This is a genomic window from Citrobacter sp. KTE151, assembly GCF_000398845.1.
Classification (GTDB): Bacteria; Pseudomonadota; Gammaproteobacteria; order Enterobacterales; family Enterobacteriaceae; genus Citrobacter; species Citrobacter braakii.
The window spans coordinates 122,499-136,731 of the sequence record NZ_KB976068.1; the positions used below are offsets into that span (position 1 = coordinate 122,499).

Here is a 14,233-nt window from a genome sequence, read left to right on the forward strand (position 1 = left end):
TGAATAGCCTTCATCTGAAACATTTTTATCAGATAGTTAATGGAAGCGGTTACAGAATTTTCATAAAAAGTGTGATGGATCTTTAATTTTACGATCCGCCTCGCATCGTGAGGGATTATCCCTCGATGGGATCGACATCCAGCACCCATTTAACCTTACGTGCATCGGGTAACGTATTGATCAGCGCCAGCGTGCCGCTGACGATATGCTGCAGGCGAATTCGCGACGGATGTTGCAACAAAATTTGCCAGCGATAGCGACCGCCGCGCTTGGGGGCCAGAGCGGGAACCGGGCCGAGCACCCACAGTTTGTCATCGGCAAGCGGACTGGCCTGGATCAGATTTCGCAACTGTTGTAAGAACATTGGCGCATGCTGGTTGTTATGATCTTCTGCCCGCACGATCACATGGCTGGTCCACGGTGGAAGCTGGAGCGTTTGTCGCTCGGCCAGCGCCTGCTCGGCAAACGCGTCATAACCTTTGTACAGCAAAGTTTGCAGCAGCGGATGTTCAGGATGGTGCGTTTGTAGCACCACTTCGCCCTGTTTCCCGGCGCGTCCTGCTCGCCCGGAGACCTGCGTGTAAAGCTGGGCGAAGCGTTCTGCCGACCGGAAATCTGCAGAGAATAGTGCGCCGTCAACGTCCAGAAGCGCCACCAGGGTGACGTCCGGGAAGTGGTGGCCCTTGGCCAGCATTTGCGTGCCGATCAGAATTCGTGCGCCGCCGCGATGTACTTCCGCCAGATGCTGCTCCAGCGATCCTTTACGGCTGGTGGTGTCGCGATCGATGCGTGAGATTGGCACGCCGGGGAAAAAAGGGGCCAGAGCCTGCTCAAGCTGTTCGGTGCCGAGTCCAACCGGAACCATATGCGTTGAGCCGCAGGAAGGGCACTGACGCGGTATTGGGCGCTGGCTGTCGCAGTGGTGGCAGCGTAAATGGTGCTGTGCCTGATGCAGCGTGTAGTAGTGATCGCAGCGCGGACATTCGGCAATCCAGCCGCAGTCATGACACAGCAGCGCAGGAGCAAAGCCCCGGCGGTTCAAAAACAGAATCACCTGGTTATCCGCCTGCAGGTGCTGACGCATACGGGTGATAAGCGCAGGGGCGAGTCCGGCCTGCACCTGCTGACCTTTGAGATCCAGCACGTGCTGAGTGGCAGGGCGCGCATTTCCGGCACGGCGCGTCAGGCGCAGCATGCGATATTTTTTCTGTCGCACGTTGCACAGCGTTTCCAGAGCCGGAGTGGCTGAGCCGAGAATAATCGGGATCTGCTCGCTGTGGGCGCGATAAACCGCGAGATCGCGCGCATGATAGCGCCAGCCTTCCTGCTGTTTATAAGAGCTGTCGTGCTCTTCGTCGATGACAATCACGCCGAGATTTTTAAACGGTGTAAACAGCGACGAGCGCGTGCCGATAACAATCGCCGCTTCGCCATTTTTTGCTTTCAGCCAGGCCGAAAGACGTTCGCTGTCGTTCAAACCGGAGTGCAGGACTTCGACCGGCGCATTGAAGCGTTCGCGAAAACGGGCAATAGTTTGCGGCGTCAGGCCAATCTCCGGCACCATCACCAGCGCCTGCTTGCCCTGGGCCAGGACATTTTCCAGTACGCTTAGATAGACCTCTGTTTTGCCTGAGCCCGTCACGCCCGCTAATAGCCAGGCGCTAAAACTGTCCGCGGCGCTGTGAATTGCTCCGACGGCGGTGGCTTGCTCGGTGTTCAGTCGAAGACGCTCACCGGAAACCGCGTAGTGGGTACGCCAGTCGCTAAAACCAGGCGTTTCGCTCGCCAGATCGCACAGCCCTTTTTTCCTCAGCGCCTGTAATGCGGCGTCATTAAATTCGAGTTCAGCCACCTGGTCACGCCAGATTTTTCCCTGGCGTAGCGCAGCCAGCGCCTGCTGCTGCTTGGGAGAGCGCTTCAGGCTGTTGAGATCAATAACCTGACCTTCTTCAGTGGCAAACCAGTACCATATGGGCGCGTTTGTCGCCGGGCGTCCCTGGCGCAGCAGGATCGGCAGGGCATGAAACAGTACGTCGCCGATAGGGTGATGGTAATAGTCAGCCGCCCACAACAGTAGACGCCAGACGGAGGTCGAATAAACCGGCTCGCTGTCCAGCACTTCGAGAACGGCTTTCAATTCGCTCAGCGGCAGTTCGCTGTGCTCGCTGACGGATAAAACGATGCCCACGCGCTCCTGTTGCTTGCCAAAGGGCACGCGTACACGACACCCGGCTTTGGCGCTCATGCCTTCCGGCAGCAGGTAGTCAAAGGTGCGAGGTAGCGGAACGGGTAAGGCAACGTGCGCAACGGGCATTGAATCATCCTGACTTGAAATCTGGCGGGTTAGTATACACATTAGTGAAGGGTAGAATGCGGATCAGTTTGCATGAGCAGGTTAATTTCTGTATGATTCGCCGCCTTTGATGCAAATTGATTGCGTCAAACAATGACCATTACCCGAGAGTTTCAGGCTGTTGATGCAGCGTGAAAGGTGACGGGGAATAATTAACATCGCGTGGTGTCTGGCGTTAGGGCTGGAAGAGCGACGCGGCCTTAAACCGAGGTTTTCCCATGAAAAAAGATATTCACCCGAAATACGAAGAAATTACTGCAAACTGCTCTTGCGGTAACGTCATGAAAATCCGCTCTACCGTCGGTCACGATCTGAACCTGGACGTGTGCGGTCAGTGCCACCCGTTCTATACTGGCAAGCAGCGTGATGTTGCTACCGGTGGCCGTGTTGATCGCTTCAACAAGCGTTTCAGCATCCCAGGCAGCAAGTAAGTTTCAGCTGTCAGAAAAAAGCGCCTTATGGCGCTTTTTTTGTATCTGCGCCTGCAGACTGAAATTCGTATTGATGTATTGAATAATGTCTTTTATTTAATAAATAAAACAGCGTTTTTATTTTTACGATAAAATGTTTCAACTGGTGATCTGCGTCCTTTTTATCTTCTTGTTTTTGCCACTTATGCCAATCTTTGGCAAAATACCAAAGGTTTCTTCCTTCTTTCTAAAATACACTTTCGTGGAAATATAAAATTATTCTTATTCCTTCATCGTTTCTTCATTTATGGACGGAGCGAGATGGGCAATTTCCTAGATTTAGTGTGAAGAGGGATGGTCATGAAATTTAAATCCGCGTTATTACTGATTTCATTATTCTCTGCGGCCGCGCAAGCGGGTTATGTTGATTATCGACATGAATATTATGATGATGGTCGTAATTACGACCGTGTTTATATGTCGCATCGTTTTGCGACTGGTTTTGGTGTCGCAGTCGAGGCCATTTCACGTTCCGAAAATACGCAATCTAATGATGCGTGGAATAATATGGAAAGTAATGGCAACGAGTATACGGCGAGCTACCAGTTCACCTGGAAGGACCTTGTCTGGCAGCCGGGTATTGCGATCGAAACGGGCGATAACATCGCGATTTATAAGCCTTATATCCGCGTGCAGTATAACATCAATGACAATTGGTGGACCGCGTTCCGCTATCGTCAGGAGTACATGCGCAGAAACACTGACGGCAAGGATGACCGCATGGTCTATCGTCCGGAAGCATGGCTCGGTTATAACATCAATGACTGGATGTTTGAGCTGAACGGTATTTATAAAATTGCCGATAGCGAAGATTTATATAACAACCGAAAAGACGATTACGAATATAACTTCCGTGTGGCGTATAAAATAGGCTCATGGGTTCCATTTGTTGAGGTGGGTAACGTTTCCTCGGGGTATAACACCACAACCACAGACGATCGTCAGACCCGCTATCGCGTTGGTCTCGGTTATAACTTCTGACCGTTAATACACTTCGTATCGATTTATTACGCTGAGCATCGGTATACGCATAGTTTGCGTGAATAATGTGTCTAAGGAGTTAACATCATGTCTAATGATGGAACAATGATCGGAAGCAATCAAAATATTGCTGTCAGGCCTTTCGGATTAAGAGATAAATTCGGTTATTTATGTGGTGACCTCGGAACCTGTTTTATTCTTGGGCTGGTAAATAGTTTTTTAATGATTTATTACACCAACGTACTCGGTATTTCCGGTGTTATTGTTGGTTCACTCTATTTTGTGACCAAACTCTTTGATGCGTTTGTCGACGTTGGCGTAGGGCGCTTATGTGATACCTCTAAACTGACGGTACATGGGCGATTTAACCCCTGGGTGCGCCGCATGAAGTACCCGTTTTGCATCATTGCGGTCGTTCTGTTCCTGCCGTTTGTGCATGATTTTTCTTATACGGCGAAAATTATCTACATCTGCTGTTCCTATTTTATTTACGGTTCGCTGTTATCGACAGTGAGTATTCCGTATGGCGCCATGTCTGCGGCGATTAGCTCGAATCCGGAAGATCGCGTATCGCTGTCAACCTGGCGCAGCGTTGGGTCCGCCATCGGCGGCGGGACAACCGGCTTTTTTATTCCGATCCTGATGTACACCACTCTGGTGGACGGAAGCCAGGTGATCTCTGGACAGCATTTCTTCTGGATTGCCATTGGTTGTTCTGTGCTGGGGTTTATCTTTTTAACGTTGACCTGTCAGTTAACGACGGAACGCGTGCGGGTGGAAAGAAAAGAGAGCATGCCGGTTTCTGTGCTGCTGAAGGGGCTGATACGCAATAAAGCGCTGATTGTTTTAGTGGTTGTGGATCTGCTGATTGTGATTAATCAGGGGTTGTCTGGTACCAACATGACTTACCTGTTTAATGACTATTTCCATAACAAAGAGGCCATGTCCGTTGCATTGCTATTCACCTTTGGCTCTCTGGTTTTGCTGGCACCCTCGGCATCCTGGCTCACGAAGCGCTTTGGTAAGAAAGAAGCCAGCGTAGGCGCGCTGCTCTTTGCGGTAGCCATGTATGTGATTATGTACTTCACTCACATTACCGACGCGAAGGTTTATTTGGTTTTCCTGTTCCTGGCGACGCTGGGTGCCGGGTTATTCAACCTGATGATTTGGGCGTTTATGACCGATGTGTGTGATTATCACCAGTATGTCACCGGCGATCGTGAAGATGGGACCGTCTATGGCGTGAACTTCTTCGCCCGCAAGGTTGGCCAGGCGTGCGCAGGGGCTATTGGCGGCTTTATGCTGGCCATCATTGGTTATCAATCTTCGTCAACGGGCGGCGCTGTGCAAACCAGCATTGTGCAGGAAAACATCTATACGATGGCAAATCTGTTACCGGCTTTATGCCTGTTCTTGGCAGCGGTCATTCTGATTTATTTCTATCCATTGAACCGTAAAGAGACGCTCAAAATGGAAGAAACATTGAATAAGATTAATGGTATCAGTAAGTAACGTAGTGAGAAGCGGCGGGAGTAATCCCGCCTTTTCTCATCTGTCTTGAAAAATCAGTATTCCCACGTTTCCGGGTTGATACCCAGTTCACGCATAATTACCTTTGCTTCTTCCGGGATTTCATCGCTGCGCTCTTTACGCAGGTCGTCATCGTTGGGTAATGGTTGCCCGGTAAAAGCATGCAGAAACGCTTCACACAGCAGTTCGCTGTTGGTGGCGTGACGCAGGTTGTTAACCTGACGACGCGTGCGTTCATCGGTAAGGATTTTTAACACCTTCAGAGGAATGGAAACCGTAATTTTTTTGACTTGCTCACTCTTCTTACCGTGCTCAGCGTATGGGCTGATATATTCGCCGCTCCATTCAGCCATGAGATACCTAATCCTCTTTGTCATTAATATTGAGGCCAGAACCTGAGCCCGGACCATAATTGCGCGTAGTTTATCGTAGTGGCGTGGCCCTGACACGAAGTAAGCCGACGCAGATGTACGCTAATGCATATAATTTTAACGGCTATTTCCGGTTTGCTCAATCTATACGCAAAGAAGTTTAGATGTCCAGATGTATTGACGGCTATCGTAACTATGATTACTCTGGTGTCTGACTTTTCACCGACTCAGCCAGGATCTCCTCGATATGACGCGTAAACAGGCCACCATCGCAGTGCGTAGCGGGTTAAATGACGACGAACAGTACGGTTGCGTTGTCCCGCCGATCCACCTCTCCAGCACCTATAACTTTACCGGTTTTAATGAGCCTCGCGCCCATGACTATTCGCGCCGCGGTAACCCAACGCGTGATGTCGTTCAGCGTGCGCTGGCGGAACTGGAAGGTGGGGCGGGGGCAGTACTGACCAATACCGGCATGTCGGCGATTCATCTGGTGACTACGGTATTCCTCAAGCCTGGCGATCTGCTGGTCGCACCGCACGACTGCTACGGCGGGAGTTATCGTCTGTTTGACAGCCTGGCAAAGCGTGGCTGTTATCGCGTACTGTTTGTCGATCAAGGAGATGAGCAGGCGTTGCAGGCGGCACTGGCGGAAAAACCGAAGCTGGTGCTGGTAGAAAGCCCAAGCAACCCGCTGCTGCGCGTGGTGGATATCGCGAAAATCTGCCAGCTGGCGCGCGAGGCTGGTGCGGTCAGCGTGGTGGACAACACTTTTTTAAGCCCGGCACTGCAAAATCCACTGGCATTAGGCGCCGATCTGGTGTTGCATTCATGCACGAAATATTTAAACGGTCACTCCGACGTAGTGGCTGGTGTGGTGATAGCAAAAGATCCGGAAATGGTCACTGAACTGGCATGGTGGGCGAATAATATTGGTGTGACCGGCGGCGCGTTTGATAGTTATCTGCTGTTGCGCGGCCTGCGTACTCTGTCACCTCGTATGGAGGTGGCGCAACGTAATGCTCAGGCGATTGTGGATTATCTGCAAACTCAGCCGCTGGTGAAAAAATTGTATCACCCGTCATTGCCGGATAATCAGGGTCATGAGATTGCCGCGCGTCAGCAAAAAGGGTTTGGCGCGATGTTGAGTTTTGAGCTGGATGGCGATGAGCAAACGCTGCGTCGCTTCCTCGGCGGGTTGTCATTGTTTACGCTGGCGGAATCGTTAGGGGGCGTTGAAAGTCTGATCTCCCATGCCGCAACCATGACACACGCGGGAATGGCGCCAGAAGCGCGTGCTGCTGCCGGAATTTCGGAAACGCTGTTGCGTATCTCCACCGGTATTGAAGATGGCGAAGATTTAATTGCCGACCTGGAAAATGGCTTCCGGGCTGCAAACAAGGGGTAAACATGAGTGTGATTGCGCAGGCAGGGACGAAGGGTCGTCAACTGCACAAATTTGGTGGTAGTAGTCTGGCTGATGTGAAATGTTATCTGCGTGTCGCAGGCATTATGGCGGAGTACTCGCAGCCTGATGACATGATGGTTGTTTCAGCCGCAGGCAGTACCACTAACCAGTTGATTAGCTGGCTAAAATTAAGCCAGACCGATCGTCTGTCTGCGCATCAGGTTCAACAGGCGTTACGTCGCTATCAGAGTGAGCTTATCAGCGGTTTGTTGCCTCCTGAGGTGGCGGATGGGCTGATCGGCGCGTTTATTCACGATCTGGAGCGCCTGGCCGGGTTACTCGACAGCGGCGTGAATGATGCCGTCTATGCTGAAGTCGTCGGGCATGGCGAGGTGTGGTCGGCGCGTTTGATGTCTGCCGTCCTTAACCAACAGGGGCTGGAGTCAGCCTGGCTGGATGCGCGCGATTTTTTACGTGCCGAGCGCGGCGCTCAGCCGCAGGTGGATGAAGGTCTTTCTTACCCATTGCTGCAGCAACTGCTGGCGCAGCATCCGGGCAAACGCCTGGTCGTTACCGGTTTCATTAGCCGTAGCAACGCCGGTGAGACGGTACTGCTGGGGCGTAACGGCTCCGACTACTCGGCGACGCAGGTTGGCGCGTTGGCGGGGGTTTCCCGCGTAACCATCTGGAGCGATGTCGCCGGGGTTTACAGCGCGGATCCGCGTAAAGTAAAAGATGCCTGTCTGCTGCCGCTGCTGCGTCTGGATGAAGCCAGCGAGCTGGCGCGTCTGGCGGCTCCGGTTCTGCATGCCCGCACCCTCCAGCCGGTTTCCGGCAGCGATATCGATCTCCAGTTGCGTTGTAGCTATACGCCGGAGCAGGGATCGACGCGTATTGAACGCGTGCTGGCTTCCGGTACCGGGGCACGTATTGTGACCAGCCATGACGACGTTTGCCTGATTGAGTTTCAGGTTCCCACTGGCCAGGACTTTAAACTGGCCTATAAAGAGATTGATCAGATTTTAAAACGCACCCAGGTGCGTCCGCTGGCAGTGGGTGTGCATCCTGACCGCCAGTTGCTGCAATTTTGCTATACCTCCGAAGTCGCTGATGGCGCATTGAAAATTCTGGATGAAGCTGGCCTGCCGGGCGAACTGCGTCTGCGCCAGGGGCTGGCGCTGGTGGCGATGGTTGGGGCGGGCGTCACCCGTAACCCGCTGCACTGCCATCGCTTTTGGCAACAGCTGAAAGGTCAGCCGGTCGAATTCACCTGGCAGTCGGAAGAGGGCATTAGCCTGGTCGCCGTCTTGCGTACCGGGCCAACGGAGAGCCTGATTCAGGGTCTGCACCAGTCAATCTTCCGCGCGGAAAAACGCATTGGTCTGGTGCTGTTCGGCAAAGGTAACATTGGGTCGCGCTGGCTGGAGCTGTTTGCCCGCGAGCAGAGCACGCTCTCGGCGCGTACCGGATTAGAGTTCGTGCTGGCAGGAGTGGTTGATAGTCGCCGTAGCCTGTTGAATTACGAAGGGCTGGATGCCAGCCGCGCGTTGGCCTTCTTCGATGACGAGGCGGTAGAACAGGATGAAGAGTCATTGTTCCTGTGGATGCGTGCCCACCCGTATGATGATTTAGTGGTGCTGGACGTCACTGCCAGCGAGCAGTTGGCGGAGCAGTATCTGGATTTCGCCAGTCATGGCTTCCATGTTATCAGCGCCAACAAGCTGGCGGGGGCGAGTAGCAGTAATAATTACCGCCAGATTCATGACGCCTTTGAAAAAACCGGTCGTCACTGGCTGTATAACGCCACCGTCGGCGCAGGCTTGCCGATCAACCATACCGTGCGCGATCTGATTGATAGCGGAGATACTATTCTGTCGATCAGTGGGATCTTCTCCGGCACGTTGTCGTGGTTGTTCCTGCAATTTGATGGCACGGTCCCGTTCACCGATCTGGTGGATCAGGCGTGGCAGCAGGGTCTGACTGAACCTGATCCGCGCGTGGATCTTTCCGGCAAAGATGTGATGCGCAAGCTGGTGATTCTGGCGCGTGAAGCGGGTTACGACATCGAACCGGACCAGGTACGCGTAGAATCGCTGGTGCCTGCACACTGTGAAGCAGGTTCTATTGACCATTTCTTTGAAAATGGCGATGAGCTGAACGAGCAGATGGTGCAACGCCTGGAAGCGGCACGTGAAATGGGACTGGTGCTACGCTATGTGGCGCGTTTTGACGCTAACGGTAAGGCACGCGTTGGCGTTGAAGCGGTACGCCCTGAGCACCCGCTGGCGGCGCTGCTGCCGTGCGATAACGTGTTCGCCATTGAAAGCCGTTGGTATCGTGATAACCCGCTGGTCATTCGTGGACCGGGGGCGGGCCGCGACGTGACCGCCGGGGCGATTCAGTCTGATATCAACCGCCTGGCGCAACTGCTGTAGTTTTTGTTGCCGGATAACATGTGTAAACATCGCCCTCAATGAGGGCGTTGTATTTATCTGCCAGCGATCTTATCGCCTGAAACACCGAATGGGCAGAGTAACGGGTACTTTGCTCAAATTCCGTCTGTTGCCGCAACCAGGCGAGAAAACGATGGCTTGCCGCCAGGGTTATTGACGCGCTTTCTTCAACCCGCCCCTGCGTTAACAAACACACCATTTTACGCATATCGCCTCGTTGCCAGATTTGCCACTGATTTCGCCACCATCCCTGATACGTTTTACCCAGCAATTGCCAGGGCAGCGTGCGCTGATCGCTATTCATTTCTTCATCAATAAACCACAGCGAGGCGCGATGATGGCGAAACTGTTCCGCCCATGCGGTAATCGCTGCGCCGCGCAGGAAGCATTCGTGGGCAATAATATGGGTTTTTACCTCTGGCCATAGATGGCTCAGCAGGCGGAAATGCCCATGGGCAGTAATGACCGGGCGTAAAATCGCGCCGCTGGCGTTCCGTTTAAGTATGGCGCTGCCGTACTGGATTTCATCAAACTGGCTGCGGCGTAAAAACTGGGTTTCCCGCTGACTCACTCGCTCAATGATATCGTCGTGAATGACTGTTGGCTCAGCACTGCCACGCCAGCGGTAAAGCAATGATATGCCGGCAGTGTGCGGCGTAAAGTTGCTGGAAATATGCAGAACATTGCCGCGAATAGCGTCAAAAGAGAGTAATACATAGAGTTGCTGGCCTGCACTAACGCCCTGAAAAGGGACGAGCAAGGGAATCGTCGCTATTTGTTCTGGCAAAACGATGCTGGTGGGAGGCGCCTGCTTTGGTGTCCACACTTTTTTGCAGTTTCGGCACTGGACGCGCTGGCTACCCTGGGGATTATGCCCATAGCGAATGATTTCTCGCTGGTAGCAACATGGGCAAAACTGACCACGATTAGCGGCAAAATCCGCTAAATATGCCGACAACCAGCAACGGAACTGTTCCTCATCAAACAGCGGTGGAAGGCTGCCGCATGCCCGACAATGCAGTGCGGCATAACCCAGCCGATATTCTGGCCAGCTGTAATCAGCTGAACTCGCCAGCCCCAGATTTTTGCAGCCAAAGGATTTGCAACAATTGATAGTGAACAGTGACGTCATCCTGTTACCAACGATTTTTAATGGTCGTTGATTTTGGCCTGCAACTATCACCGATGGATGTGAGTTTTCTCACATAAAAAAACCTTTCAGAACGTAACGTAGCGAATCTTTATATGACTGAAAGGGATTGGTTATGAAGCTAAAAATGCTTGCTGTCGGTGTTCTGGTATCTTTGCCGCTCTGGGCAAGTGCCAAAGATGTCACGATTATTTATACCAACGATCTCCATGCCCATGTCGAACCTTATAAAGTGCCATGGATTGCCAATGGCACACGAGATATTGGCGGTTGGGCCAATATCTCGGCGATGGTGAAGCAGGAGAAAGCGAAAAATAGCGCCACCTGGTTTTTGGATGCTGGCGACTATTTTACCGGGCCATATATCAGCAGCCTGACCAAGGGGAAGGCGATTATCGATATCATGAACACCATGAATTTTGACGCTGTCACCATGGGTAATCATGAATTCGATCACGGTTGGGACAATACGCTGCTGCAGCTGAGCCAGGCAAAGTTTCCGATCGTGCAGGGCAACATCTTTTACCAGAACAGCAGCAAAATGTTCTGGGATAAGCCTTACACCATTATTGAAAAAGATGGCGTGAAGATTGGCGTGATTGGCCTGCACGGCGTGTTTGCTTTTGATGATACGGTTTCCGCTGCGACACATGTCGGGATCGAGGCGCGGGATGAAGTGAAGTGGTTGCAACGCTATATTGATGAGCTGAAAGGCAAAGTCGATCTCACCGTGGCGCTGATCCATGAAGGCACGCCAGCGCGTCAGTCCAGTCTGGGGGGCACCGATGTACGCCGTGCGCTGGATAAAGACATCCAGACCGCAGGCCAGGTGCAGGGGCTGGACATCCTGATCACCGGTCATGCGCATGTGGGCACGCCGGAGCCGATTAAAGTAGGTAACACCCTGATTCTGTCTACCGACAGCGGCGGCATTGATGTGGGTAAACTGGTGCTGGATTACCAGCAAAAACCGCATCAATTTACCGTGAAGAACTTCGAGCTGAAAACCATTTTTGCTGATGAGTGGCAGCCAGACCCGCAGACGAAACAGGTCATTGATGGCTGGAATAAAAAGCTCGATAAAGTGGTGCAGCAGACGGTTGCCAACGCGCCGGTTGAGCTGACGCGTGCTTACGGTGAATCTTCTTCGCTGGGAAATCTGGCGGCAGATGCGTTGCTGGTTGCGGCGGGTAAAGATACCCAGTTAGCGCTCACTAACTCGGGCGGCATCCGGAATGAAATCCCTGCTGGAGTCATCACCATGGGCGCAGTCATTAGCACCTTCCCGTTCCCGAATGAGCTGGCAACCATGGATCTCACCGGGAAGCAGTTACGTAGCCTGATGGAGCACGGCGCGGGTTTAAGCAACGGTGTATTGCAGGTGTCCAAAGGACTGGAGATGAAGTATGACAGCAGTAAACCGGTTGGTCAGCGGGTTAGCGTATTGACGTTAAACGGCAAACCCATTGAGGATGCCACGGTTTATCACATTGCCACCAATAGCTTCCTGGCGGACGGCGGTGATGGTTTCACGACATTTACTGAAGGTAAAGCGCGTAACACATCCGGCGGTTACTATGTCTCTAATGCGGTCGTTGATTATTTCAAAGCGGGAAATACGCTGACGGATGAGCAACTCAAAGGCATGCGTGTGGAAGATGTGAAACCGTAGTGAGGTCAGGCCAGCAGATATTCCGCTGGCCTTTGTTTTAACCTCTGTGGGAGGCAAACACCTCTTTTGCAGCGAACAAACCGTTGAGTGTTGCCGGGAATCCCGCATAAACAGCCATCTGCATCATCACTTCAATAATCTCTTCCTGCGTTAAGCCAACGTGCAGCGCGGCGGCGATGTGTACCTTAAGCTGCGGTGCGGCGTTACCCATGGCGGTGAGCGCGGCGACGGTGGCAATTTCTCTACTGCGTAAATCCAGCCCCGGCCTTACCCACGCTCTGGCCCGAGGCGGCTCTGCCTTCGCTGTCGTTAACGTCGCTGAACCACCGACCGCTGTTCTGGTTCAAACGTGAACGTAACCCTGCTTTTTTTGATTACACTCGACACATTTTTCGTCGTGCCGGTTACTCTCCTACCCTTATTGAGGAGCCGATGGAACATGACGTGCTGCTGGCACGGATCGCGCAGGGTGACGGTCTGAGCCTGGTTCCGGCCTCCTTTTCCGCTATCCAGCGTCAGGGCGTGATCTTCCTTCCGCTTACTGATACAGAATTGCGGCTTAGCATGGGGTTAGCGACTCTGCCTGAGAACGTAACAAAAGTAGAGTGGCTACAGACGGTCGTGACGCAATCCCTCACCATTTCAAGCTGATGTGAATTTTTTTCACGTTGGCTGAGTATTCCTCACCTTTAACGATGATTTTTGTGTTGACGCCAGCATGCTTTTCCGTCATTTTTACATCTAGACGTCTAAACGTATAGCAGTTCACAACACAACATATAACGACAAAAGATTGATGAGGTAAGGTATGAGCTTTTTTCACGCCAACCAGCGGGAAGCCCTGAATCAGAGCCTGGCAGAAGTGCAGGGTCAGATTAACGTTTCGTTTGAGTTTTTCCCGCCGCGCACCAGTGAAATGGAGCAAACCCTGTGGAACTCCATCGATCGCCTGAGCAGCCTGAAGCCGAAGTTTGTATCAGTCACTTACGGTGCAAACTCTGGTGAGCGCGACCGTACGCACAGCATTATTAAAGGCATTAAGGATCGCACAGGTCTTGAAGCGGTCCCGCACCTGACATGCATTGATGCGACCCGCGATGAGCTGCGTACCATTGCTCAGGACTACTGGCATAACGGTATTCGTCATATTGTTGCCCTGCGCGGCGACCTGCCGCCGGGAAGCGGTAAACCGGATATGTATGCTTCCGACCTGGTGACTCTGCTGAAAGACGTTGCAGACTTCGATATCTCCGTTGCGGCTTACCCGGAAGTGCACCCGGAAGCGAAAAGCGCTCAGGCGGATTTGCTGAACCTGAAGCGTAAGGTTGATGCCGGTGCAAACCGCGCGATCACCCAGTTTTTCTTCGATGTAGAAAGCTATCTGCGCTTTCGCGATCGCTGCGTGTCTGCGGGAATCGATGTGGAAATTATTCCGGGCATCCTGCCGGTATCTAACTTTAAGCAGGCGAAAAAATTTGCTGACATGACCAACGTCCGCATTCCTGCGTGGATGTCGACCATGTTTGATGGTCTTGATGATGACGCGGAAACCCGCAAGCTGGTGGGCGCGAATATCGCCATGGATATGGTGAAAATTCTCAGTCGCGAAGGGGTGAAAGATTTTCACTTCTATACCCTCAACCGTGCCGAGATGAGCTACGCTATTTGTCACACACTGGGTGTAAGACCTAACTAAACAGATGCCCCAGCCCTCTACGGAGGGCTTTTTGTTGATCATTTTGATCTACATCTCTGTAACTTAAAATATAAAAGGAATTAGCTATCGAATCTGTGGGTTATTTCGACTATATCTTATCTCTGGTGGTGTATATCGTAGTCAGAACA

The 14,233-nt window shown here is 52.4% G+C and carries 10 protein-coding genes and 2 pseudogenes; 8 read left to right on the plus strand and 4 right to left on the minus strand.

Annotated features, from left to right (window positions below):
* Positions 1-115: 115 nt before the first annotated feature.
* Complete coding sequence (priA, locus tag WC7_RS01005) at positions 116-2,314, minus strand: primosomal protein N' (RefSeq protein WP_016155264.1); 2,199 nt, start codon at positions 2,312-2,314, stop codon at positions 116-118.
* A gap of 257 nt (positions 2,315-2,571) precedes the next feature.
* Here priA and rpmE point away from each other — a divergent pair, with 257 nt between their 5' ends.
* From rpmE to WC7_RS00990, 3 genes are all read left to right on the plus strand, one after another.
* Entirely contained in the window at positions 2,572-2,784 is a 213-nt protein-coding gene (rpmE, locus tag WC7_RS01000) for a 50S ribosomal protein L31 (protein WP_008787040.1), read from the plus strand.
* Between the two features lie 339 nt (positions 2,785-3,123).
* On the plus strand, positions 3,124-3,804 hold the full coding sequence (locus WC7_RS00995; protein ID WP_016155265.1) for an oligogalacturonate-specific porin KdgM family protein: 681 nt from the start codon (positions 3,124-3,126) through the stop codon (positions 3,802-3,804).
* Between the two features lie 87 nt (positions 3,805-3,891).
* Positions 3,892-5,316 (plus strand): MFS transporter, encoded by a 1,425-nt coding sequence (locus tag WC7_RS00990; RefSeq protein WP_016155266.1) that lies wholly within the window; start codon positions 3,892-3,894, stop codon positions 5,314-5,316.
* A gap of 53 nt (positions 5,317-5,369) precedes the next feature.
* On the opposite strand, the gene metJ is transcribed toward WC7_RS00990, so the two are convergent.
* Complete coding sequence (gene metJ / locus WC7_RS00985; protein ID WP_003825168.1) at positions 5,370-5,687, minus strand: met regulon transcriptional regulator MetJ; 318 nt, start codon at positions 5,685-5,687, stop codon at positions 5,370-5,372.
* A gap of 265 nt (positions 5,688-5,952) precedes the next feature.
* On the opposite strand from metJ, the gene metB reads away from it, so the two are divergent.
* Positions 5,953-7,113 (plus strand): cystathionine gamma-synthase, encoded by a 1,161-nt coding sequence (gene metB, locus WC7_RS00980; protein ID WP_016155267.1) that lies wholly within the window; start codon positions 5,953-5,955, stop codon positions 7,111-7,113.
* Positions 7,114-7,115: 2 nt separating this feature from the next.
* Complete coding sequence (gene metL / locus WC7_RS00975; RefSeq protein ID WP_016155268.1) at positions 7,116-9,548, plus strand: bifunctional aspartate kinase/homoserine dehydrogenase II; 2,433 nt, start codon at positions 7,116-7,118, stop codon at positions 9,546-9,548.
* Here the strand turns inward: metL and WC7_RS00970 are convergent.
* Entirely contained in the window at positions 9,523-10,698 is a 1,176-nt protein-coding gene (locus WC7_RS00970; protein ID WP_016155269.1) for a hypothetical protein, read from the minus strand. The two genes, metL and WC7_RS00970, sit on opposite strands and share 26 nt — an antisense overlap.
* A gap of 133 nt (positions 10,699-10,831) precedes the next feature.
* Between WC7_RS00970 and WC7_RS00965 the strand changes: the two genes are divergently transcribed.
* Positions 10,832-12,388 (plus strand): bifunctional metallophosphatase/5'-nucleotidase, encoded by a 1,557-nt coding sequence (locus WC7_RS00965; protein ID WP_016155270.1) that lies wholly within the window; start codon positions 10,832-10,834, stop codon positions 12,386-12,388.
* 37 nt (positions 12,389-12,425) lie between these two features.
* On the opposite strand, the pseudogene WC7_RS0124810 reads toward WC7_RS00965, so the two are convergent.
* Positions 12,426-12,659, minus strand: a pseudogene (locus WC7_RS0124810) (carboxymuconolactone decarboxylase family protein); the annotation flags it as partial.
* Here WC7_RS0124810 and WC7_RS0124815 point away from each other — a divergent pair.
* Positions 12,653-13,039, plus strand: a pseudogene (locus WC7_RS0124815) (LysR family substrate-binding domain-containing protein); the annotation flags it as partial. The pseudogenes WC7_RS0124810 and WC7_RS0124815 sit on opposite strands and share 7 nt — an antisense overlap.
* Positions 13,040-13,196: 157 nt before the next feature.
* Complete coding sequence (gene metF, locus WC7_RS00960) at positions 13,197-14,084, plus strand: methylenetetrahydrofolate reductase (protein WP_016155273.1); 888 nt, start codon at positions 13,197-13,199, stop codon at positions 14,082-14,084.
* Positions 14,085-14,233 lie beyond the last annotated feature (149 nt).